We start from the raw sequence: 24,444 nt of genomic DNA, 5'->3' as shown, positions 1-24,444 counted from the left end.
CTTAAATAGACAGTTTCTTAACGCGTTTACCACCATACAGCAGGTTTACAATCGCACGAGTACCGACGATAGCGGTAAACATGGATGTTGCAACCCCGATTGCAGTTGTGATAGCAAAGCCTTTGATTGAGCCGGTACCGACTGCATAAAGGATCACAGCTGTAATTAATGTGGTTAAGTTCGCATCAATAATACTGGAGAAGGCACCTTTATAACCTTCATGGATTGCTTGTTGTACTGATCGACCATTACGTAACTCTTCTTTGATACGTTCGTTTATCAGTACGTTGGCATCGACGGCGACGGCAAGTGTTAATACGATACCCGCAATACCCGGCATGGTCAGTGTTGCGCCCGGTAATAGTGACATTACCCCAACGATTAACACTAAGTTTGCCATTAATGCAGTGCTCGCAATCACACCAAATTTACGATAATAAATTATCATAAAGGCAACTGACGCAATCAGACCCCATAAACACGCTTCTAAACCTTGGGTAATATTTTGCAGACCCAAAGTTGGACCAATCGTTCTTTCTTCAACGATTTGAATAGGTGCAATCAACGCACCAGCACGTAATAACAGAGATAATTGACGTGCTTCATTCGCATTTGAAATACCCGTAATACGGAAGCTATTTCCTAAACGACTCTGAATATTCGCAACGTTGATAACTTCTTCACTTTTAACCAATACAGCACGGTCATTCTCATCGCGTTTACCGCTGTCTTTATACTCTACGAACAGTGTTGCCATCGGTTTACCGACGTTGTCTTTCGTAAAGTTAGACATGATAGAACCACCCGCGCTATCAAGTGAAATATTCACTTGAGGTTGACCATATTCATCAGCCTGAGAGGTTGAGTCAGTAATGTGGTCACCCGTTAAAATAACGCGTTTATAAAGAATAGTTGGTCTACCTTCACGGGTATATTTCACTTCTGAGTCGCCCGGAATACGACCTGTTTCTAAAGCAGAAGGATCAACGGTAGTGTTGACTAAACGGAATTCTAATGTTGCTGTCGCACCTAAGATTTCTTTAGCGCGAGCGGTATCTTGGATACCCGGTAATTCAACAACAATTCGGTCAGCGCCTTGACGTTGAACTAATGGCTCTGCAACACCTAACTGGTTAACACGATTACGTAAGATAGTGATGTTTTGCTGTACAGCATAAGTACGTGCATCACGTAAACGTTCGTCAGTAAAAATAGCTCTTAATGAGTTATTTGCGCCATCTCTAAAAATGAGATCTTGATTACGACGAGTTAGGTAATCTGAAGCTTTAGAGCGATCATCCGAATTACGGAAACGGATTTCAACACCATAGTTATCCGTTTTACGGATAGAGGAATACGGAATGCCTTCGTCACGTAATAATGTACGTAGACTTTCAACATTTTGTTCCTGAAGTTTACCTAACGCAGTTTCCATATCAACTTCCATCAGGAAGTGAACACCACCACGTAAGTCTAACCCCAGTTTCATCGGCTCACCGCCAATGGCTTCTAACCATTTTGGTGTTGCCGGTGCAAGGTTAAGTGCAACAACGAACTGGTCGCCTAATGCAGGCAACAACACTTCACGGGCACGTAACTGAATGTCAGGATTACCGAAACGAGCCAAAATCGCACCATTTTCAAGTGCAATAGATTTCGCTTCAATTTTTTCTTTATCTAATAAAGATCGAACTTGATCCAGTGTTTGCTCATTGGCGGCGGTTCCCCGCGCGCCAGTGATTTGAACAGCCGGATCCTCACCATATAGGTTAGGAAGTGCGTAAAGCAGACCGATGAGGATAGCGGCTATCAACATCAGGTACTTCCACAAAGGATAACGGTTTAGCACGGCAGTTCCCTTTTCCCTTTGGGGAAATGTTATTAAATAGCTTTCATTGTGCCTTTAGGTAATACAGCGGCAACAAAGTCACGTTTGATAGTTACTTCAGTTGTTTCATTCAGAGCAACAACGATATAGCCGTTATCTGAAACCTTAACAACACGACCAATTAAACCACCAGTCGTTAAAACTTCATCACCTTTACCGATAGAATCCATCAGTTTACGATGTTCTTTAGTACGTTTTTGCTGTGGACGTAGGATCATGAAATAGAAAATCAGAATAAAGATCACTAACATCGGTAAAATAGACATAAAGCTAGCTTCAGGCGCTGCTTGTCCAGCAGAAGCTACAGCATCAGAAATGAAAAAACTCATTCACTTTTCCTCATTGTTGTCGATATCGACGATATTCAAGTTATAAGCCCAATATCATACACAGAATTGGGCTTTCTCGTATACATTATTCACACTTAGTCGCACTGCCATTTAGCGGTGGGACGGGTTTTCCGATACGTTCGTAGAATTCGTGTACAAACTCTTCAAAACGTGAGTCTTCAATAGACTGACGAATTTCAGCCATCAAACGTTGATAATAACGTAAGTTGTGAATAGTGTTCAGCCTTGCACCTAAAATTTCGTTACAACGATCAAGATGATGTAAATAAGCACGGCTATAATTTTTACAGGTATAGCAGTCACAATGTTCATCAAGTGTTGATGTATCAGAGCGATGTTTCGCATTACGAATTTTAATGACACCATCGGTTACAAACAGATGGCCATTTCGTGCATTTCGTGTTGGCATGACACAGTCAAACATATCAATACCACGACGAACACCTTCAACTAAATCTTCTGGTTTGCCAACACCCATTAAATAACGCGGTTTATTCGCAGGAATTTGAGGGCAGACATGCTCTAAAATACGGTGCATATCTTCTTTAGGCTCACCGACCGCAAGGCCGCCGACAGCGTAACCGTCAAAACCAATTTCGACTAGCCCTTTTACAGAGATATCACGTAAATCTTCGTAAACACCGCCTTGAATAATACCGAATAATGAATTTTTGTTATTGAGTTCATCAAAGCGCGCACGACTACGTTTAGCCCAACGTAATGACATCTCCATTGAGTTTTTTGCATAATCCCAATCTGAAGGATATGGCGTACACTCATCAAAAATCATCACAATGTCAGAACCCAAATCGTATTGGATTTCCATTGATTTTTCTGGGCTTAAGAAAATCTTTTCGCCATTAATAGGATTACGGAAGTGAACCCCCTCTTCTTTAATTTTACGCATTGCGCCTAAACTAAAGACTTGGAAACCACCTGAATCCGTTAAAATAGGACCTTGCCATTGCATAAAATCATGTAAATCACCATGCAATTTCATGATTTCTTGACCAGGGCGTAACCATAAGTGGAAGGTGTTACCTAAAAGAATTTGTGCACCTGTAGCTTTTACTTCTTCAGGTGTCATTCCTTTTACTGTGCCGTAAGTACCCACAGGCATAAATGCAGGTGTTTCAACAACACCACGTTCAAAAATAAGGCGACCGCGACGAGCATTACCGTCGGTTTTGTCTAATTCGTATTTCACTTATCCTCCAAGCATCAGAAAAACAGTCCAATGCGCAATAAAAAACAGCACATTCTAATCATTTGTTAGACGGCTGTATATGTTACTTCAACAAAAACTCGTGCTTAGTCAAAGGGATTAAGCAATAAAATCGAAATAACAATTCATAAAACGAAGAAAAACGTTAAAAAGAATAATAAATCTTTATTCTTGTCCTACTTTTTCATTGATAGCTAAAGGATTACGAGTAATAAACATCGCATCACCATAACTGAAAAAACGATACTCTTGCTCAACAGCTTCTTTATATGCATTCATGGTATTTTTATACCCTGCAAAAGCAGAAACCAGCATGATTAAAGTTGATTCAGGCAAATGGAAATTCGTAATCAATGCATCAATAATTTGATATTGATAACCCGGATAAATAAAAATTTGGGTATCATCGAAGAAAGGTGCAATTAACGCATCTTTTGTTGCTTTCGCAGCACTTTCTAAAGAACGAACAGAGGTTGTACCCACTGCAATTACTCGATTACCACGCGCTTTACACGCTAATACAGCATCAACCACCTCTTGTGGTACTTCTGCGTATTCAGAATGCATTGTGTGCTCTTCGATGTTATCAACACGCACGGGTTGGAAAGTACCAGCACCAACATGCAGTGTAACAAATGCCATCTCCACACCTTTTTCTTTTAAGGCTTGAAGTAATGGTTCATCAAAATGTAATCCCGCAGTAGGTGCGGCGACAGCGCCCGGACGCTCATTATAGACCGTTTGATAAAGTTCTTTATCAGACTCTTCATCTGGGCGATCAATATAAGGAGGTAAAGGCATATGACCAATGCTATTTAAGATGGTGAGAACATCTCTTTCATCATCAAAGCGAATTTCAAAAAGTGTATCATGACGCGCAACCATAGTTGCTTGTACACTTTCATCTTCCCCTAGCACAAGTGCAGCGCCTTCTTTTGGTGATTTAGAGGCTCTAACATGGGCAAGCACACGATGTTCATCAAGCATACGCTCAACTAACACTTCGATTTTACCGCCTGACGCTTTACGGCCATAAATACGCGCAGGGATCACGCGAGTATTATTAAAAACCAGTAGATCACCGGCATTTATTTTATCTAACACATCGGTAAAAATACCGTGTGATAAAGCACCAGTCTCACCTTCTAAAGAGAGCAAACGACAACCACTGCGTTGGGGTTGAGGATAGTGAGCAATCAAGGCTTCTGGCAATTCAAATGTAAAGTCTGATACACGCATAATTAAACGACTACTTTCATAAAAAACAGGCGGACTAGTCTAGTGCTGCCAGCTTATCAGTGCAACAAAGAAGCCCTTTTTTATTCAAAAAGCGCTATGATGATGAGATGAATTATCTTGCTCACTTACATCTGGCCTTTAGGGCAAAAAGCTCTCTATTAGGCAATATGATGGCAGATTACGTCAAAGGCGCACCTAGCTCTGATTACAGCCAAGCTGTTATTGAGGGCATTCGTATGCATAGACGTATTGATGTACTCACTGATACTCACCCATTAGTCAAACAAGCTCGCCTTTTATTTCCTGATGAATATCGCCGAGTTTCACCGATTACCTTAGATGTTTTTTGGGATCATTTTCTTTCTTTAAATTGGTCAAAATTCGAACCAAATATACCGTTGACTGAATTTGTCATCGAGACTCGAAATATTATTGAACCAGATTTATGGCAAACGCCTGAAAAATTCCAAGAGCTCAACGAATATCTATGGTCACAATCTTGGTTAATTCGTTATGCTGACAAGGCATATATTGCTCAAACATTGAAAGGAATGGCGAGAAGAAGACCACGATTAAGCGCACTTGCGGGCTCTTATATCGTACTCGAAACACATTACGATGAATTAAGTGAGATTTTTTGGCAGTTTTATCCACAATTGCTAGAAAGAGCACAGCATCACCAACTTGATGACTGATACATTTAACTGCCATTTTGAGTTTCATCTTTTTGTCATATTGTCGAATTACATTTGATATATCAAAGAGATGTTGAGTCAATTTATCATATTATTCGTAACGATTTGTTAACAAGCATAGTATTCATTTCCAAAGTTGATTAGAATGAATCGTTATACAAGGAGTCATAAATAATCCTACTTTATTGTATTAAGCTGATAGCTATAATCTATCAAATAGATTGTTCTGTTTGACTTTATCAATAGCGATTGATTATTTATGCTGTATGCATCATTTAAAAACAGGGTATACACCCTGAATTTGCTCTAAATAGTTTGAGGTGTAGCTAGGCGACAAGTGCGAATAAACGCAGTCAACAACGCTACAACTTGAAATATGACGAGTATAAACAGGGTATACACTCTGAATTTACTCTAAATAGTTCGAGGTGTAGCTAGGCGACAAGTGAATGAGTCGCTAGGAGCATACAAAAGTATGTGACTAGTGCGAATGAACGCAGTCAACAACGCTACAACTTGAAATATGACGAGTATAAACTCTTTCAATTTACAGGAGTACATTATGGTTCTGGTTACTCGCAAAGCCCCTGATTTCACAGCTGCTGCCGTTTTAGGTAATGGTGAGATTGTTAATGATTTCAACCTGCATTCATTTATCAAAGGCAAACCTGCCGTTATTTTCTTCTGGCCAATGGATTTCACTTTCGTTTGCCCTTCAGAGCTGATTGCATTCGATCACCGTTTTGAAGAATTCAAAAAACGTGGTGTTGAAATCATCGGCGTTTCTATGGACTCAGAATTCGTTCATAACGCATGGCGTAAAACTCCAATTGATGATGGCGGTATTGGTGAAGTTAAATACCCAATGGTTGCTGATATCAAACACGACATTATCAAAGCTTACGGCATCGAACATCCAGAAGCAGGCGTTGCGCTGCGTGGTTCATTCCTGATTGACAAAGAAGGCGTTGTTCGTCACCAAGTCGTTAACGATCTGCCTTTAGGTCGTAATATCGACGAAATGATCCGTATGGTTGATGCACTGCAATTCCACGAAGAGCACGGCGAAGTTTGTCCTGCACAGTGGGAAAAAGGTCAAGAAGGTATGGGCGCATCTCCAGACGGCGTTGCTAAATACCTGAAAGCAAACTCTGGCAAACTGTAATAGCTCAGTAAGCTGACGCATTTTTAAAAGCCTGTGAAAACAGGCTTTTTTTATTTATTCCGCACTTATCTTTTCATTTTTTATCAACTCTATTTATTACTATTATTAGTTATACATAAGCTTATTGTTTATCTGCTTAAAGATAATTTTGTGATCATCACATCAAAAAAAATTCTCATCACCAATAACCTCTCTCTATACTTATTGTTACGCAATTGTTAATTCATATTAATAACAGCGTAAAACTCTATATTTGTATCTATTCAAAATAACTCCCTGTTATTAATGGAGATAATAATGATTACGATAAAAAAAACTCACCTGCTATTACTCACTACCCTTTTCTCACATTCACTTTATGCAGCCTATGAACCCGCTGTTGAAGCACAACACGGTATGGTTGTCTCCTCTCAACACCTCGCATCTCAAGTCGGGAATGACATATTACAAAAAGGGGGTAACGCGATTGATGCTGCCGTTGCCGTCGGTTATGCACAAGCTGTCGTAAATGCTTGCTGTGGTAATATTGGTGGCGGTGGTTTTATGACTATACACCTTGCTGATGGCACAAATACTTTTATCAATTTTAGGGAAACGGCTCCCTCTTCTGCTTCTAAGAATATGTATTTAGATAAAGATGGAAATTTGATTAAAGATGCCAGCCTATATGGTTATCTTGCTTCAGGAGTACCCGGCACAGTAAAAGGGTTGAATTCAGCATTAGAGAAATACGGTACGCTTTCACGCCAAGATGTCATGGCGCCTGCAATTAAGCTTGCAAGAGAGGGATATATTTTAACCCGCGCTGATACTGATGTGTTAGAAACGACAACAGAGCGTTTTAAACAAGATCCTGAGTCTGCAAAAATTTTCTTAAAACCAGATGGAACACCATGGCAACCCGGTGATCGCCTAATTCAGACTGATTTAGCTAATACATTGGAACTCATCGCAAGCCAAGGTTCTGATGCATTTTACCAAGGAGAGATCCCTAAAAAAGTTGAAGAAGCTTCGAAACAACATAATGGCCTGTTAACTCAAGAAGATTTTGCTAATTTTACTATTACAGAAACCAAACCTATCACCTGTACTTACCGAGGTTATGAGTTTATTTCTGCACCGCCTCCAAGCTCAGGTGGAGTCACTATCTGCCAAACGCTAAATATTTTAGAAGGTTACGATCTTAAATCGATGGGCTTTAATTCAGCTGAATATGTTCATACTTTAACAGAAGCAATGCGTCATGCTTATATGGACAGAAATACGTTTCTTGGTGATCCCCAATTTATTAAAAACCCTACGGAAAAGTTATTAAATAAAGCTTATGCCACAGAAATACGCCAACAAATCAAACCGAATGAAGCCACGCCATCAGAAAATGTACAACCCGGTATCGCTCCTCATGAAAGCCCTGAAACAACGCACTACTCAGTTATAGATAAAAATGATAACGCTGTTTCAACCACTTATACTATAAATGGTCGTTTTGGTGCTGTAGTCATCGCACCGGGAACTGGATTTTTCCTCAACAACGAGATGGATGATTTTACAACCAAAGTCGGCGAAAAAAACCTATATGGTTTAGTACAAGGTGAGCGTAATAGTATTGCACCATTAAAACGCCCATTATCATCAATGAGCCCAACGATTGTGACTAAGGAAGGTAAACCTTTCCTTATTTTAGGATCACCGGGAGGTTCTCGCATTATCTCAATTACCTTACAAACAGCACTGAATATTATTGAATTTGGTATGCCACCGCAAGAAGCGGTTAATAGCCCCCGTATTCACCATCAATGGTTACCGGATGAGGTTTATTATGAGCAACGAGGATTATCAAAAGACACTTTAGAAAAACTCTCTGCCATGGGATATAAAATGGTAGAACAGACTCCATGGGGAGCGGCTGAACTTATTATGGTCGGACTCCCAGGAGAAGAAGGTGTGATCCCAGCATCATCAGGTAATGATTCCGCTGTTTCTGGTGCAGTACGTGAAGGTTATCTTTATGGATCAAATGATGTTCGTCGCCCAGCAGGTAAAGCCGTAGGTTACTAGCAATAAAGCCATCGAATAAAACAAACAAAAGAAACCTTCTCTCTATTAGATAAGGTTTCTTTTTTTATAAAAATGATCTAGTCATGGTTTTACAATTTATTCATATTTAATTCTATTAATAATAATCAATATCTATTTTTGATTAGATATATATTTAATATTGAATATCAAATTATTATTAAAACAATAATATTAGATAGAATATAAGAGCAAATCACCTTTAATTTAATTTCAATAACAGAATATATATGAATGGTATTTATTCTCTTTCTTAATTACAGATAAAAACAATAATCATTTAATTAAACTAAATTAATAGCACTGATTATTTTTATTTCTATGATAATTGTCACAGTATAAATTTTTTAATACCCACACTATCAAAGAGGATAATAAAAATATGCAAAAAAGTGGAGATAACACATTGTAAATACAAATATTTAACATTTCATCACAGTGTATTTTTATCATAAAAATAGTTGAATCTTATAATATATCTTCTAACGATACCGTTATTATATTTTTTATATAACGGTAAAGCAAGCGGATAAATAAAGAATTTATCGTCACAACTTATTTCTTATATAAATTAGTTAAGCGGAGATAAATATTAATGTCTGATACACATCATCGTCCAATATTAGATATTGGGCTATCAAGACTAGAGTTTCTGCGAATATCCGGTAAAGGTCTTGCAGGGATCACAATAGCACCCGCATTACTTTCTCTTTTAGGTTGTAAGCAAGAAGAAATAGATAGCGGAATAATTCAATTAACCACAACACCTAAAGGTGTTTTAGTCACAAATAGAGCGCGTTGCACAGGATGCCACCGCTGCGAAACAGCATGTACAACATGGAATGATGGAAGCGTAGGTTCCTTCTTCTCACGCACCAAAATCCATCGTCATTTTTATTTTGGTGATAAAGGCATTGGCTCCGGTGGTGGACTTTATGGCGATTTAAACTTTACAACAGATACATGCCGCCAATGTAAAGATCCTGAATGTATGAAGGTCTGCCCAGTAAAAGCTATCCGTTATCAAGAAGAGTTTGGTTGTATTGTCGTTGATACACGTCGTTGTATTGGTTGTGCCGCCTGTACAACAGCTTGTCCGTGGATGATGGCAACTGTCAATCCACAAACTAAAAAATCCGGCAAATGTAATTTATGTGGTGAGTGTGCATCAGCGTGCCCAACAGGTGCTCTGCAAATCATTGAATGGAAAGAAATTACTGTTTAATAAATCCAGACAATCACATCACTGAACCACATTTAGATTAGGAAGCAATATTATGACTAACGGCTGGACTGGAAATATTCTAAGAATCAACTTAACTACCGGTGCCATCACTCGTGAAAGCTCAAGCAAATATAAATTTTTGATTGGTGGTATGGGCTTTGGCTACAAAATTATGTACGAAGAGGTTGCTCCCGGCGTTAAACCTTTTGATGAAGAAAACAAAGTTGTCTTCGCTGTAGGGCCTTTAACTGGATCGGGCGCACCTTGTAGCTCTCGCGTCAATATCACCTCTCTTTCCACCTTTACTCGTGGCAATCTTGTCGTTGATGCTCATATGGGTGGATTTTTTGCAGCATGGATGAAGTTTGCAGGCTATGACTCTCTGATTATTGAAGGTAAATCAGATAAGCCTGTTTGGATCCATATTGATGATGACCAAGTTTCTATTGAAGATGCCTCCTTCTTATGGGGGAAAGGTGTTCGTCAAACCACAGAAGAGTTATGTGCTCAAACAAGTCCTGAAGCTTGTGTTGCTACCATTGGTCCTGCTGGTGAAAACCTCGTACCTTTATCTGGCATTATTAATAGCCGTAACCACAGTGGTGGCGCTGGTGTTGGTGCAGTTTTAGGTTCTAAAAAATTAAAAGCCATTGTTGTCGAAGGTAGCCGTGGGGTTAACGTTGCTGACCGAAAAGCGTTAAAAGAACTTAACGACTATATGATGACACAACTGATTGGCTCTAATAACAACCACGTTGTACCAAGTACACCACAATCATGGGCAGAATATTCACACCCAGGCTCTCGTTGGACTGCACGTAAAGGTCTGTATTGGGGAGCAGCTGAAGGTGGCCCAATTGAAACAGGTGAAATCCCTCCAGGTGATATCAATACTGTTGGTTTCAGAACAATGAAATCAACCTTTGACTTAGGTCCAGAAGCAGAAGAATACACCGTGAAAATGGGTGGTTGTCACTCTTGCCCTATCCGTTGTATGGCTCAACTCAATGTTCCACAAGCAAAAAAATTTGGTGTGCCACAAACAGGTGGTAACACTTGTGTTGCTAACTTCGTTCACACAACCATTTTCCCTAATGGCCCTAAGGATGTTGAGAAAAAAGGGGATGGTAACGTTGTTGGTAACTTAGTGGGTCTGAATATTTTTGATGATATGGGGCTTTGGTGTAACTACGGTCAGCTTCATCGCGACTTCACGTATTGTTATACCCACGGTGTCTTTAAACGTGTATTACCAGAAGCCGAATACAATGAAATCCCATGGGATAAGCTGGAAGAAGGTAACCCTGAATTTATCAAAGAGTTCTACTATCGTTTAGCGCATCGCAAAGGTGAATTTAGCCACCTTGCTGATGGCTCTTACCTAATTGCACAACGCTGGAATTTAGGTGAAGAGTATTGGGCTGATAAGAAAAATAAACTCTGGTCACCAATGGGCTTCCCAATTCACCACGCGAATGAAGCATCGGCTCAAGTGGGTTCTATCGTTAACTGTATGTTTAACCGCGATGCAATGACACATACACATATCAACTATATCGGTAGTGGTTTACCTCTAAAACTACAAAAAGAGATTGCAGGTGAGCTATTTGGCTCTGGTGATGCTTTTGATGAAACCAAAAACTATACACCAATCAATAAAGCCAAAATTGCTTATACCAAGTGGACAATTTTACGTAGTTGCTTACACGATGCGGTCACCTTATGTAACTGGGTATGGCCAATGACGGTTTCTCCTCATAAGAGCCGTAATTATCGTGGTGACTTAGAAATGGAAGCCAAATTCTTTACCGCTATCACAGGTGAACCAACCACGTCTAAAGATCTGGATTTAGCCTCAGAGCGTATCTTCACTTTACACCGCGCTTATACCGTTAAATTAATGAACACCATGGATATGCGTAATGAGCATGACCAAATCTGTTCATGGGTATTCGATAAAGATCCTGATATTCCAGTCTTTACTGAAGGCACAGACAAAATGGACAGAGTCGATATGCAGCTTTCTCTTACCATGTTCTATGAAGAAATGGGCTGGGATCCACAGTTAGGTTGCCCAACAAAAGAAACTTTAGTTCGCCTTGGATTACAAGATGTTGCAGACGATTTAGCGTCTCGTGGTTTATTACCAAGTTAATAGGTAAAAGAAGGAGATCATGATGATAGAACAAAATGCATCGGCTTCTATACCACAAGATATCGCTGATGATACAGATATTGCTTTAGAGCAACCTGATATCTCTCGTCGCCGTTGGTTACTGCCACTATCAGAAACAGGTGTTGGACGTAGTGCTAACACCTCAACAGATATCGCAGAAGAACCCGTTGCGGAAGAAGTAGCAGAATTATCTGCCGAACAACATCTAGCGAATGCGATACGTCAATGTTCAAAAGAAGGTGAACTATTAGCAATTTCAACGCTGTATGATGCGCCCTATTCTCTGACTGAAGAGGACATTGCGCAGTTAGAAACCGCGTTAAAGAGCGACGAGTTTATTGATATCGCCCATTTAAGTCTCAATGGCGAGGATTATTATTACTCTGATGAATTTATGTCAGATAACTTCGCACAACTGCAATTATTAAACCGCCATGCAGATATTTGTACGGCAATTGCAGGTGTGGTTCGTTTTGAATGCGAAACCTATCCTCGACCATTGAAACAAAGCATGTTGATGTCTGAACCCTTTAAGTACACGGCTTCAGAGATTGAAGATGCACTGACACTGATGAAAACTCACCCTGATTTTCAGGATATTCAGCAAGTTTTAGCATCCAACGATGCCCCTTATCTCTTTAGCAATACGTTAATGAGTTACGGCAAAGCACGAGGCTTAACTGAATGGATTGAGGTTGAACAACATGAAAACCCTTAATGTTCAGCCTTATCAACGAAATTCGATGTGGGTATTACAACATCATCAGACTGAGGAGCAAAAATAATGCGTGTTTCTCGCCGTAAATTTGTAGCAGGTATGGGATCGGTCATTTTTTTCAGTGCACCACTAGGAAGTGCGCTTGCAGCAACTGCAGAAAAAAAACCTATCCGCTATGCCATGATCCACGATGAGACGCTCTGTAATGGCTGTAATATCTGCGCCACTGCATGTCGTCGATTAAATAAAGTACCCAATGGTATGGCACGAATGGATATCGCTCATATTCCATTAAGCCTCAAAGAAGACAACGATAAATACCATTTCTTTAGACACTCTTGCCAGCAATGTGAAGATGCCCCTTGTATTCCGGTTTGCCCTACGGGTGCTTCTTGGCGTGATGAGACCAATGGCATTGTTCGTGTTAATAAAGATAAATGTATTGGTTGTAGCTATTGTATATCAGCGTGCCCATACCAAGTTCGTTATCTTAACCCTGTGACACATGTTGCTGATAAATGTGACTTTTGTCTTGAGTCTCGATTACAAAAAGGTTTCCCACCGATTTGTGTGAGTGCTTGTCCACAAAATGCCTTGTTATTTGGTAGAGAAGACAGTCCTCAAATTCAAGAATGGCTCAAAACACACGATTACTATATTTATCAACTTGATGGTGTAGGAAAACCGCATCTCTATCGCCGTGTAGGGCCTCATGTTCAAGAGGAGGGTAAAGTATGAGTATCGTCAATACAATGCCAGACAGTGCTCAGTTCCAAGCCGCACTAAAAGAGTATGTTTTAATCTATACACCTGACTATTTACCTCTTTGGCTAATTGTTGCGGGCGTATTATTTATTGGCATGCTACTTGTTCTCGCACTGCATGGTTTTTTACGTTATCGCTTTGCCACACCTCATGGTGAATCGCATAAAGAAGAGAAACTCTATCTTTACTCTAAAGCTGTTCGTTTGTGGCACTGGAGTAATGCCTCTTTATTTATTCTGTTACTTCTAAGTGGTGGCATTAACCATTTCGCCCTACTTTCAGCCCACGATACTGCGTTATTAGTCAGTGTGCATGAAATCTGTGGTTATCTGCTTTTGGTTTGCTGGTTGTCCTTTATTCTTATTAACCTTGTTGGTGGTAATGGCAAGTTTTACCGCATTGATGGCAAAAACTGGTTTCAACGCGCCTTTATGCAAACTCGTTTTTATCTCTACGGTATTATCAAAGGAGAAGGTCATCCCTTCCCAGCGACACCTAATGTTAAGTTTAATCCACTACAACAAATGGCTTATTTAGGTGTGATGTATGCGTTAGTTCCACTGCTTTTGATAACGGGTGTTTTACTTCAAAATCCAGCATTTATTCCTGCTGATGCCGTCATGTTTAAAGCTTGGTTATTAATCGCGCACCAAATATTAGCTGTATGTAGTGTCTTTTTTATCATTGGTCACCTTTATCTGTGTACAACAGGAAAAACACCATTCCAAACATTTCGCAGTATGGTTGATGGTTACCATAGACACTAATTAATACATGGATTAAGGAGCTTATATGTCAGTCCCTTCAAAGGAAGATATTAGATTAACAAAAGAAGACTTACGACAGCTGCATGTTTCAACTTCGCTTTATCGTTGGTTTTTACGTTATTTTCCTGATGGAGGCACTTACAGTGCTATTCATAGTGAGTTAATAAAACAGCGCCGTACACAGTGGATAGAAAGCTTTATTCAATATATTTATTTACGTCATTTTAGTGAAGCATCCTTTGCCAAACAGGAACAAGAAGTGATGGAAAACATCTTGTTCCTGCTCGGCAATGAACAACAGCAAGGCGTGACATTACAACGCCTGCCCTATCACAATACGTTGCCAACCTCTGAAAATATTCAATTTTCTACTGAATGGCATCAATTGATCTTAAAAAGTCAGCAACTAAGTACCGATCTCGCTTTGTGTGGCAATAATAACATCGTGGCTTTTTCTGGTGATGAAAACAGCATTTCCAACACCGGTTATAGTAACCAATTAATGAATACTGGTTTCGCAGGAAAAGTGTGTAATACAGGAAATCAGTGTCGTATCGGTAGCTTAGGTGGACGCTCTCGCATTTGTAATAGTGGCAATGATGTAAAAATTTATGCGTCAGGTAATGGTGTCCATATCGCCAATAGCGGTATACGTAATTTTATTACTGCCTCTCAAGATCGCGCAAAAGTCACCAACACGGGTGATTTAGCGCAAATCAATGTTACTGGAAATAACTCCGTAGCAATTAATACAGGCGATAACTGTAAAGTCACGGTATCTGGTGATAACAGTATTTGTATCTCAACAGGTAATATCCATCAGTTCTGCTTAGGAAAAGGCGGTAGTGCAGTTATTGCTTATCATGACGGTAATCGTACCCGCTTTAAGATCTTCTATGAAGGTGAAGAGGGTATCGTCGCTGGAGTTCATTACTATTTAGATGAAAATCAGCATCCTGTTGCACATATAAAACAGAACTCGACTTCTGTTAATTAATACTTCAAATATATATTATTAAAAAAGGGAAACTTTCGTTTCCCTTTTTACTTTTGCAATCAATGTATTTTATTGCTTATGAATCGCTTCAGTATGGATCACTTTTTTATTCTGTGAACCAGCGACTCTATCGTAAATACCACACACAACAATCGTCACAATGACTGGGATTAACCACGCTAAACCTTGCTCACTTAATGGCAGTTTTGTCGCCCATTCTGGTAATAAATGTTTCAAATAATCGGACGCTTTTATTGCATCAAAAATACCGAAAAATAAGCTAACAGCCATTGCTGGCGCGATAATACGGCTTGGATTATTCCACAGACGTAATGTGAAACTCATTAAAATAATCACAATACAAGGTGGATAAATCATTATCAGCACAGGAATAGAAAACGCGATCAGTTTGCTCAAACCTAAGTTTGAAACAACAGCTGAGAATATCGCTAAAATCAACACTAATACACGATAAGAGATAGGCAAATAACGGCTGAAAAACTCTGCGCATGCACAGGTTAAACCAACAGCAGTCACCATACAGGCTAAGAAAATCAGTACGGCTAAAAAGAAGCTACCAAAATTACCAAAAGTGTACTGAACATAGGCATGTAAAATATCAGCACCGTCTTGAGCACCCGGAATGATACTGCCGCTGCTAGAGCCTAATTTAAATAAACTCAAATAAATTGCAGTTAACAATACACCCGCAATAATTCCCGCCCACATGGTATAACGTGTTAACAGTGACGAATTATCAATACCTCGAGAGCGAGCGGCATTAACAATAACAATACCAAAAACCATAGCGCCCAATGTATCCATGGTGAGGTAACCGTTAATAAATCCCTGAGTTAACGCCATATCACGATAAGCTTCAGTCGCAGGAATAGCGCCACCAGCTGGCCAAAAGACCGCAGCCACACCTAATATCGCTAATGCCAGAATTTTAATCGGCGCAAGAATATGACCAACACTGTCTAGCAATTTCCCCGGATAAAGCGAAATACCAATAACAATTAAGAAATAGACAATGCTGTAAATCAGCAATGACATCTCTGTATCACCCACTAAAGGTGCAATACCCACTTTAAAAGAAACCGTTGCAGTACGAGGGGTTGCAAAAAGAGGTCCAACAGCAAGATAGGCAACAATGGCTAATAACAATCCCATTGATTTACCAATAGGTGTACTTAATGCCTCAATACCACCACCAACTTTTGCCAGTGCAACAACCGTTAAAACAGGTAAACCCACGCCGGTGATCAAAAAGCCAATCGCGGCAGTCCAAACAAATTCGCCTGATTGTAACCCCACCATTGGAGGAAAAATAATGTTGCCAGCGCCAACAAATAGGGCGAATGTCATAAACCCTAATGCCAGGATATCTCTGGAAGTTAATCTATGTGCCATAAGTTTTGTTAATATGTAGTTACAATAATGGTTAAATTACGCCAAGGTAGCGCAACATAAAATCAACAATATCTATTTAAGCTCAGACCGTCATTATTCAGGATAATATCCATATATAATCATTTCATGCAGAGCAATTAGGTACTAAATAGAAAAAATTGCCGATAACTGCTCACAAGTAAAACTTTTATAATGAAAAAAGGCAATAGCCAATCCTAAAACCAGAATAATCATCTAAACTATTTTTCAGCACTAGTTATAACTGTCATATATCATCGAATATACATGATATGATTTGTGCATTTTATCACCAATAATATTGAGCATTGGCATCATTTAAAGTTACCATTAATTAATAATATTAAAATTTAACGCTACGATATTAGTTTTTATTGATATTAAAAAGATCAAGAAAGGGGCAAAAAAACCTTTATCACAGATTAAAGATAAGTGATAAAGGCTTTAAAAAGACATATTGCTAGTGTGCTTTTTTAGCGGTAAGCAATGTTTGAGGAAGGATAAAAGAGAACGTACTTCCAACACCTACTTTACTTTCAATATTCAATTGAGAGTGATGATGAAGCAGCGATTTTTTCACAATAGCCAAACCTAACCCAGTACCACCAGAATGGCGAGAGCGAGCTTTATCAACACGATAAAAGCGCTCTGTTAAACGAGTTAGGTGTTCAGCGCTGATCCCCGACCCATTATCTGAAACACTAAATAACATGCCTTGAGGAATTTTCTTCCAACTGACTTTAATTGTTGTGCCTTCTTCAGTGTGATTAATAGCGTTATACACTAAGTTAGAAACCGCACTACGCAGTTGCTCTTCATTACCACGAACAGCCCACTGTTCATCAACATCAAAAACAATATGATGTTGGCCTTGGCTCAATGAGTTCGCTTCTTGTTGTAATAGAACCAAAATGGCAGGGATATCAACAATCTTGTTTAAATCGATATGAGGAGCAGATTCGATACGAGAAAGTTGTAAGAGTTGTTGAACAAGCGTATCCATGCGCTTAGCTTGCTCCTGCATCGTCACTATCGCCTTATGCTCTGCGGGTTTGGAGGCACTAGTTTCTTCCATCATTTCAAGATAACCTTGAATAACGGTGAGTGGTGTTCTTAACTCATGACTAACGTTAGCAAAAAAGTCACGTCGTGAATTTTCTAGCTTATTTTTTTCTGTCACATCACGTGCCACCATTAAGCGCTGATCTTCGCTGTATGGCATCACTCGAAACTCAACAATAGAGCCATTATTAAGTGAAATAGTTAAAGAGCGACTAAAATCGCCTGCGGTAAAATAGTGCAAGAAATCAGGGTAACGTAATAAGTTAAAAATATTTTGTCCGTTATCTTCGGGCCAGCGAAAGCCGAGTAAGTGTTGAGCAAGGCTATTACACCAAAAAATATTCCCTTCATTTGTCATCATCACAACAGCATCTGGCAAGCTTTCAGCACCACTTCTAAAACGTTTAATTAAGTCACCTAGTTCTCTGCGTCGTTTACGATTGCGTTGTTGAGTCTGTCGAATACCATAAAAAATAGGCTCCCATCCCCCTCTTCCTTCCGGAGGCAGTACTGAGCGATCTAGCCATAACCATTTAGATAATTTCAGCAAGTTATAGGCATGCCACACAAGTGCACTGAGTAGCGATGCCACCAGCAACCAAGGAAGATGCCCGATAAAAAGCGATAATATAAAAGCAGGTAAGCAAAATAGACATAGCCCCCAAACGAGGGCTTTCCACGATAGTCGTTCTAACACCTGACGATTACTCCCATATTGACTTAGAAACGGGCAGAGAAACGATATCCCGTTCCACGTACTGTCTGTATCATTCTGTCATGGCCATCTTCTTCAATGGCTTTACGTAAACGACGAATATGCACATCAACAGTACGGTCTTCGACATAAACATTTGTTCCCCAAACATAGTTTAGCAGTTGTTCTCTGCTATACACGCGTTCAGGATGTGTCATAAAAAAGTGCAGGAGTTTAAATTCGGTGGGTCCCATATCAATCGGTTTATCTTGACTCGTCACTCGATGAGAAACAGGATCAAGCCCTAATCCATTGAATTCAATAATATCTTCCGCAGACATTGGTGATAATCGTCGTAAAATTGCTTTCACACGAGCCACAAGCTCTTTCGGTGAGAAAGGCTTAATGACGTAATCATCAGCACCCGTTTCTAGCCCTTGGACTTTATCTTCTTCTTCCCCTTTTGCCGTTAGCATAATAATTGGAATATCACGGGTATTACTTTCCCGCTTCATCTGTTTTATTACCTGCAAGCCTGATCCACCGGGGATCATCCAATCTAATAAAACCAGATCAGGGTAAGGATCAATAAGAAAGCTCAATGCAGAATCATAATCTTCTGCTTCAATAGGTTGAAAACCATTTTGTTCTAAAACAAAACAGATCATCTCTCGAATTGCGGTTTCATCTTCAACAACAAGAATACGCCTTGCCATACTCTATCCTGTGTAATGTATATAGAGGGTCAAAATGATTATGATGCAGTTTTATGACAGATTTATGACTAACCTTAACATTACTGAAATAGATCCCTGTTGTTAAGGTAAATAAATCATTTTTCGGTGAAATATCACTCAAAAAGAAGGCTTATTGTTGGGTTTTCACTAAAAAAGTAAGGTGCGCTATACTCTTCATCAGATAAAAAAGAGGGATAGCAATGCGGATTATTCACACATCAGACTGGCATTTAGGGCAATATTTTTTTACTAAAACTCGCGCACAAGAGCATCAACAATTTCTTGATTGGTTATTAGCACAAATTAAACATTATCAAGTTGATGCATTGATTGTTGCAGGAGATATTTTTGATACAGGCTCCCCCCCAAGTTATGCCAGAGAGCTTTATAACCGCTTTGTTGTTGCTATTCGAGATACACAATGTCAGCTTGTTATTTTAGGTGGTAATCACGATTCTGTCGCAACACTAAATGAATCTAAATCATTATTAGCATGTTTAAATACAACGGTTATTGCCAATGTTCATGCTGAAACACCGCAAGCCCCACTCATTCTTCCTCAAAAAGATAATACGCCGGGCGCACTACTTTGTGCGATCCCTTATCTACGTCCTAGAGATATGATAAGCAGTAAAAGTGGACAATCAGGTGCTGAAAAACAAAATGCTCTAAAAGGAGCGATTGCTGATTATTATCAAGCTCAATATCAAGAGGCTCTTGATTTACGTAAGCAACTGAACGTCAATATTCCGATTATTGCAACAGGTCACCTTACAACCATTGGTGCAAAAGTAACGGACTCTGTACGTGAAATTTATATCGGTACTTTAGAGGCTTTCTCTGCAACGCTATTTCCTGAATTTGACTATATTGCTCTTGGTCATATTCACCGCCCTCAAGTAGTGAATAAATCAGGTCATATTCGTTATAGTGGCTCTCCTATTCCTTTAAGTTTTGATGAAAGTGGTCAGCAAAAAAGCGTCTGCCTTATCGATTTTGAACAAGACAAATTAACTCACCTCACACTATTACCTATTCCTGAATTTCAGTTGCTACGCACCATCAGTGGATCATTAAAAGAGATAGCCGTACAACTTGACGATTTAAAAAAACAATATGGTGAAACCGATACCACTATTTGGTTGGATATCGAAGTTTCAACACAAGATTATCTCAGTGATATACAAAACCGAGTTCAAGAGCTAACTAACGATCCCCTTTTTGATGTGATCTTATTAAGAAGATCCAGAAAACAGCGCCAAACGTTCACGCAAAATGAGAAAGAAACACTCACCGAATTAACCGTTTATGATGTTTTTGAAAGACGCTTAGAACAACATGAATTTGATTCAGAAGAAACGAAAACTCGTTTAATAACACTATTTAAACAAGCAGTTGAAATGGCAGAACAAGAGGATAACGAAGCATAATGAAAATCTTAAGTCTGCGATTTAAAAATATTAACTCTTTAAAAGGTGAGTGGAAAATCAACTTTGACCAAGAGCCTTTTGTTAGCAACGGATTATTTGCTATCACAGGTCCTACTGGTGCAGGAAAAACCACACTATTAGATGCGATTAGCTTAGCACTTTATCATCGAACTCCACGATTAGATAAAATCACACAATCACAAAATGAATTAATGACGCGTCATACCGCGGAGTGTTTGACTGAAGTTGAATTTGAAGTCAAAGGTGTGGCTTATCGTGCATTTTGGGAACAACGCCGTGCCAATTATAAGGAAGATGGCAATCTTCAAGCACCACAGGCTGAACTCGTTAAAATAAATACAACGGGAGGTGAAGACAAAATATTAGCCAGCAAAATAAGCCAAGTAAAAGAGATGATCATTAATATTACGGGGCTTGATTTTGATCGTTTTACTAAGTCTATGTTGCTTTCTCAGGGGCAATTTGCCGCCTTTTTAAATGCAGATGATAAATCTCGCGCTGAATTACTCGAAGAACTGACTGGCACAGATATTTATCGCCATATCTCCCAATCTATCTTTAAACATTGGCGTGAAGAAGAACAAGCCTTAAAAACACTAAAGCAACAAGCCGAAATGATGGCGTTATTAGATGAGAATGCTCGCCAAGCTTTATTAACTGAGCAAACTGATCTTTTTGCCAAAGAGAGCTTATTACAAAAAGAACAACAGGAATATCAAGCAGCAAAGCAGTGGCAAGAAAAAGATATTGAAATCAATAAAAACAAGCTATTAGCACAAAATGGAGTTAACTTAGCACAAGAAGCTTTAGTTGCTGCCAAGCCCGATATTCGACGTCTTGAAAATAGCGAACCCGCAGAAAAAATTCGTCCGATTTATGATGAAAAAAATCGTCTATTAAAAGAACAAACCTATATTGAGTCACAACTCTCAACACTGAAAACAGAAAAACAGCTTATTGAACAACAAAGCCAACCAATTAATCAGCATTTAATGGTGGCTCGTGACGCATTTAAACAACACGATGAGAAAAAACAGCAAATATTACGACTTATTCGTGAAGAAGTGACGCCATTAGATAATCAGTTAGTCTTGTTACAACAAGATATTTCAGCAAAAACACAACAAAAGAATACGCTGGAAAAAACACAGTCAGAATATCTGGAAAAAATACAATTAACAGAAGCCCAATTAACTGGCTCACAAAAGCAATTTAATGAATTAAGTGAATATTTAAATCAGCATACAGCTTATGCTCAACTTGCTGAGAATTTACCTTTATGGCAACGCTATTTTGAACAATATGATGAAATTACAGAAAAATATCTAATTAGCCAGAAAAGTGAAAAGGCAGAACAAGAAAAAGAGCAATTACTTAAACTTGCCCTCGAAAAAACAACGCACACACTAGAGGCACAACAACACAACCTTAATTTACAGCAACAACGATTAAGCGAATTACAAACACAACTTGAGCAACAAAATAAAGTAGATGCAATTGCAGATATTCCTCATCGCTTGCAACAAATTTCTCAACAAAGAAATGCGCTCGCGAAATTGATGGGATTACAGGCTCAATTACAGCATGCTCTAAAAACTGAACATCAGTACCAAAAAAGCCATTCAGAAAACCTGCAAAAAATAGCCTCGCTGACTGAAAATATCAGCAAAAACGACATCGTTTTAAAAGAGAAAAAGCAACATCTTAAAGACTTAAATGACAATTATCTTTTAATACGAAAATTAGCCGAATACGAAGAAGAAAGACAACATTTAGTTAAAGATAATCCCTGCCCTGTTTGTGGCTCTACTGAACATCCTTATGTTGAAAAATATAAAGAAATTAAACCAGATGAAACAAAAACACGATTAGATATTTTAACGCAACAAGTTAATACATTAACCATAGAGTTAGTGGAACAAAAAACACAGTGTGCTAATTATCAAGCTCAAAATGAAAAATTAAGTAGCGACCTTGAGCAACTAACACAAGATATTGCGTCATTAAAACAGCAATGGAAAGTTTTAGCTCACTCTCACGCATTACCAGATGTTGACTGCGAAGAAACTACTTTAACTCAATTAGATGCAGCACTTGAAAAAGAAGATAAATTACTGACACAAAAACGAGTAAGTTACCAAGCATTAGATGCCAAAACTCAACAAGAATACAAACTGTTATCTGATAACAAAGAACAATTTTATCAGCAACAGCAAGCCATTCTTCATCAACAAAATGAATTAACTCAGCAACAAAAAGAAGTCTCCAATAAGCAACAACAAACAGCGCAGTATCTTCAACAACAAATTCAGTTGGCGCAAGATATTCAATCACTTGTTAAACAGCAAGGTTATGAGTTACAGGCATCTGAAGATAAAATTCAATGGCTTAATGCACGTAAAGAAGAGAACCAGCAATATCAATCAACATTAAAAACACATCACGAATTGCAACAAACAATTCGTGAATTGTCATTAACGCAAGAAGAGAGAAAACGCTATTTAGCTGAAGTTCAAAAAGAACTTGGTGCTGCTTTGATCCATTTACAGCAGTTACATCAGCAACAAGAACAGCTAAAAGCACAACGCCAAGCTTTATTCGGCACACAAACTACCGAAGATGCTCGCAATGAGTTGGATAAACAAAGTCAATTGTTACAAAAACAAATTGAGCAATATAGCGAAGAAAAAAACCGACTCGAAATCCGTTTAAATCAGCTTATTGGTCAATATCAGGAAAATGAAAAATCACTACAACGGCTTCATGTTCACTCACAAGATATCCTTAAACAATATCAAAATAGATTAAAAAACAGCCCATTTGCTGATGAAAATGCCTTTTTAGCTTCATTGCTATCAGTGGAAGAAAGAAATCGTTTACAAGAACAACAAAAACAACGGCTTGATAAGCTTCTGCAAGAAAAAACACGTTTGGATACACAAGAAAATGCATATCAACAGCACTTATTACAACAACCATTATTGGCAACACAACAAAATCTCGAACAAATTACCGCTCAGTTATTGATGTTAGAAACTCAATTTACTCAGTTACAAGAGACGAAATTTCGTATTCAAGAGCAACTGCGCACTGACGAAGAAAAACGTAAAGAGCAGCAGGAATTACTGACGCGTATTACTAAACAACAATCTCACTTTGATGATTGGAGCTACTTAAATGAATTGGTGGGATCATCCAAAGGGGATAAATTTAGCCGTTTTGCTCAAGGTTTAACGCTTGATCATCTAATTTATTTGGCTAACCGTCGTTTAGAAAAGCTTCATGGACGCTATTTCTTGCAACGCAAAACACCCGCAAGCCTTGAACTACAAATTGCAGATACTTGGCAAGCAGATGCACTGCGGGATACTCGCACGCTGTCTGGTGGCGAAAGCTTCTTAGTCAGTTTATCACTCGCTTTAGCGCTTTCGGATTTAGTCAGTAACAAGACTCAAATCGAATCACTATTTCTAGATGAAGGCTTTGGGACATTAGATCCTGATACCTTAGATATTGCATTAGATGCGCTCGATAGCCTTAATGCATCCGGTAAAATTATTGGTGTGATTAGTCACGTAGAAGCCATGAAAGAGCGCATTCCTGTGCAAATTAAAGTGAAGAAAGCTGGAGGCTTAGGTATTAGCCAACTCGCTCCCGAGTTTAGATATGTAGATAAACAGAATCTAAATCAAACAGTTAAAAACTAGGTCGAATATTTTGACGTAGCTGATTAAATTTTTTATATATCAATAAATCACTGCTAAGCCCTATAGTATGTCCATA

The 24,444-nt window shown here is 38.9% G+C and carries 18 protein-coding genes; 11 read left to right on the top strand and 7 right to left on the bottom strand.

Annotated features, from left to right (window positions below; translation table 11 throughout):
• Position 1 precedes the first annotated feature (1 nt).
• From secD to queA, 4 genes are all read right to left on the bottom strand, one after another.
• On the bottom strand, positions 2-1,849 hold the full coding sequence (secD, locus tag D7029_RS03455) for a protein translocase subunit SecD (RefSeq protein ID WP_088493710.1): 1,848 nt from the start codon (positions 1,847-1,849) through the stop codon (positions 2-4).
• Positions 1,850-1,881: 32 nt separating this feature from the next.
• Complete coding sequence (gene yajC, locus D7029_RS03450) at positions 1,882-2,217, bottom strand: preprotein translocase subunit YajC (protein ID WP_006535133.1); 336 nt, start codon at positions 2,215-2,217, stop codon at positions 1,882-1,884.
• Positions 2,218-2,302: 85 nt separating this feature from the next.
• Entirely contained in the window at positions 2,303-3,445 is a 1,143-nt protein-coding gene (gene tgt, locus D7029_RS03445) for a tRNA guanosine(34) transglycosylase Tgt (protein WP_036911729.1), read from the bottom strand.
• 183 nt (positions 3,446-3,628) lie between these two features.
• A complete protein-coding gene (gene queA / locus D7029_RS03440; protein WP_194951852.1) occupies positions 3,629-4,702 on the bottom strand; it encodes a tRNA preQ1(34) S-adenosylmethionine ribosyltransferase-isomerase QueA in 1,074 nt (357 codons plus the stop codon).
• A gap of 107 nt (positions 4,703-4,809) precedes the next feature.
• Here queA and D7029_RS03435 point away from each other — a divergent pair, with 107 nt between their 5' ends.
• From D7029_RS03435 to ydhT, 9 genes are all read left to right on the top strand, one after another.
• Positions 4,810-5,397, top strand: coding sequence for an ACP phosphodiesterase (locus D7029_RS03435; RefSeq protein WP_194951851.1), 588 nt, complete (start codon positions 4,810-4,812; stop codon positions 5,395-5,397).
• A 562-nt stretch (positions 5,398-5,959) separates the two neighbouring features.
• Positions 5,960-6,562, top strand: coding sequence for a peroxiredoxin C (locus D7029_RS03430; protein WP_072069413.1), 603 nt, complete (start codon positions 5,960-5,962; stop codon positions 6,560-6,562).
• A gap of 297 nt (positions 6,563-6,859) precedes the next feature.
• Positions 6,860-8,620 carry a gamma-glutamyltransferase gene (gene ggt, locus D7029_RS03425; RefSeq protein ID WP_194951850.1) on the top strand — a complete coding sequence of 587 codons (1,761 nt, stop codon included), beginning with the start codon at positions 6,860-6,862 and terminating at the stop codon, positions 8,618-8,620.
• Between the two features lie 613 nt (positions 8,621-9,233).
• Positions 9,234-9,863: a ferredoxin-like protein gene (locus tag D7029_RS03420; protein ID WP_006535141.1), complete on the top strand. Its 630-nt coding sequence runs from the start codon at positions 9,234-9,236 to the stop codon at positions 9,861-9,863.
• 52 nt (positions 9,864-9,915) lie between these two features.
• Positions 9,916-12,018: an aldehyde ferredoxin oxidoreductase gene (locus D7029_RS03415; protein ID WP_194951849.1), complete on the top strand. Its 2,103-nt coding sequence runs from the start codon at positions 9,916-9,918 to the stop codon at positions 12,016-12,018.
• Between the two features lie 19 nt (positions 12,019-12,037).
• Entirely contained in the window at positions 12,038-12,757 is a 720-nt protein-coding gene (locus tag D7029_RS03410; RefSeq protein WP_194951848.1) for a YdhW family putative oxidoreductase system protein, read from the top strand.
• Positions 12,758-12,823: 66 nt separating this feature from the next.
• Entirely contained in the window at positions 12,824-13,495 is a 672-nt protein-coding gene (locus tag D7029_RS03405) for a 4Fe-4S dicluster domain-containing protein (RefSeq protein WP_088493715.1), read from the top strand.
• Positions 13,492-14,289 carry a thiosulfate reductase cytochrome B subunit gene (phsC, locus tag D7029_RS03400; RefSeq protein ID WP_194951847.1) on the top strand — a complete coding sequence of 266 codons (798 nt, stop codon included), beginning with the start codon at positions 13,492-13,494 and terminating at the stop codon, positions 14,287-14,289. The genes D7029_RS03405 and phsC overlap by 4 nt, the downstream gene beginning before the upstream one ends.
• 25 nt (positions 14,290-14,314) lie before the next feature.
• Positions 14,315-15,286 carry a protein YdhT gene (gene ydhT / locus D7029_RS03395; protein ID WP_194951846.1) on the top strand — a complete coding sequence of 324 codons (972 nt, stop codon included), beginning with the start codon at positions 14,315-14,317 and terminating at the stop codon, positions 15,284-15,286.
• A 69-nt stretch (positions 15,287-15,355) separates the two neighbouring features.
• On the opposite strand, the gene brnQ is transcribed toward ydhT, so the two are convergent.
• The 3 genes from brnQ to phoB all read right to left on the bottom strand — a co-directional run bounded on the left by brnQ (position 15,356) and on the right by phoB (position 19,189).
• On the bottom strand, positions 15,356-16,699 hold the full coding sequence (brnQ, locus tag D7029_RS03390) for a branched-chain amino acid transport system II carrier protein (protein ID WP_194951845.1): 1,344 nt from the start codon (positions 16,697-16,699) through the stop codon (positions 15,356-15,358).
• A 478-nt stretch (positions 16,700-17,177) separates the two neighbouring features.
• Complete coding sequence (gene phoR / locus D7029_RS03385) at positions 17,178-18,476, bottom strand: phosphate regulon sensor histidine kinase PhoR (protein WP_194951844.1); 1,299 nt, start codon at positions 18,474-18,476, stop codon at positions 17,178-17,180.
• 23 nt (positions 18,477-18,499) lie between these two features.
• On the bottom strand, positions 18,500-19,189 hold the full coding sequence (phoB, locus tag D7029_RS03380) for a phosphate regulon transcriptional regulator PhoB (RefSeq protein WP_023580900.1): 690 nt from the start codon (positions 19,187-19,189) through the stop codon (positions 18,500-18,502).
• 221 nt (positions 19,190-19,410) lie between these two features.
• Here phoB and sbcD point away from each other — a divergent pair, with 221 nt between their 5' ends.
• Positions 19,411-20,640: an exonuclease subunit SbcD gene (sbcD, locus tag D7029_RS03375; RefSeq protein ID WP_194951843.1), complete on the top strand. Its 1,230-nt coding sequence runs from the start codon at positions 19,411-19,413 to the stop codon at positions 20,638-20,640.
• Positions 20,640-24,368: an SbcC/MukB-like Walker B domain-containing protein gene (locus D7029_RS03370; protein ID WP_194951842.1), complete on the top strand. Its 3,729-nt coding sequence runs from the start codon at positions 20,640-20,642 to the stop codon at positions 24,366-24,368. The genes sbcD and D7029_RS03370 overlap by 1 nt, the downstream gene beginning before the upstream one ends.
• Positions 24,369-24,444 lie beyond the last annotated feature (76 nt).

Source organism: Proteus vulgaris, from assembly GCF_016647575.1.
In the GTDB taxonomy this organism is placed as follows: domain Bacteria; phylum Pseudomonadota; class Gammaproteobacteria; order Enterobacterales; family Enterobacteriaceae; genus Proteus; species Proteus mirabilis_B.
This window is presented reverse-complemented; position numbering and strand designations above follow the sequence as displayed.

Bases quoted from the DNA above. Each gene is read 5' to 3' on its own strand.
- D7029_RS03430 (WP_072069413.1), top strand. From the start codon at position 5,960: ATGGTTCTGGTTACTCGCAAAGCCCCTGATTTCACAGCTGCTGCCGTT.
- brnQ (WP_194951845.1), bottom strand. From the start codon at position 16,699: ATGGCACATAGATTAACTTCCAGAGATATCCTGGCATTAGGGTTTATG.
- D7029_RS03420 (WP_006535141.1), top strand. From the start codon at position 9,234: ATGTCTGATACACATCATCGTCCAATATTAGATATTGGGCTATCAAGA.
- D7029_RS03410 (WP_194951848.1), top strand. From the start codon at position 12,038: ATGATGATAGAACAAAATGCATCGGCTTCTATACCACAAGATATCGCT.
- D7029_RS03370 (WP_194951842.1), top strand. From the start codon at position 20,640: ATGAAAATCTTAAGTCTGCGATTTAAAAATATTAACTCTTTAAAAGGT.
- phsC (WP_194951847.1), top strand. From the start codon at position 13,492: ATGAGTATCGTCAATACAATGCCAGACAGTGCTCAGTTCCAAGCCGCA.
- queA (WP_194951852.1), bottom strand. From the start codon at position 4,702: ATGCGTGTATCAGACTTTACATTTGAATTGCCAGAAGCCTTGATTGCT.
- D7029_RS03435 (WP_194951851.1), top strand. From the start codon at position 4,810: ATGAATTATCTTGCTCACTTACATCTGGCCTTTAGGGCAAAAAGCTCT.
- D7029_RS03405 (WP_088493715.1), top strand. From the start codon at position 12,824: ATGCGTGTTTCTCGCCGTAAATTTGTAGCAGGTATGGGATCGGTCATT.
- sbcD (WP_194951843.1), top strand. From the start codon at position 19,411: ATGCGGATTATTCACACATCAGACTGGCATTTAGGGCAATATTTTTTT.
- yajC (WP_006535133.1), bottom strand. From the start codon at position 2,217: ATGAGTTTTTTCATTTCTGATGCTGTAGCTTCTGCTGGACAAGCAGCG.
- ydhT (WP_194951846.1), top strand. From the start codon at position 14,315: ATGTCAGTCCCTTCAAAGGAAGATATTAGATTAACAAAAGAAGACTTA.
- phoB (WP_023580900.1), bottom strand. From the start codon at position 19,189: ATGGCAAGGCGTATTCTTGTTGTTGAAGATGAAACCGCAATTCGAGAG.
- ggt (WP_194951850.1), top strand. From the start codon at position 6,860: ATGATTACGATAAAAAAAACTCACCTGCTATTACTCACTACCCTTTTC.
- D7029_RS03415 (WP_194951849.1), top strand. From the start codon at position 9,916: ATGACTAACGGCTGGACTGGAAATATTCTAAGAATCAACTTAACTACC.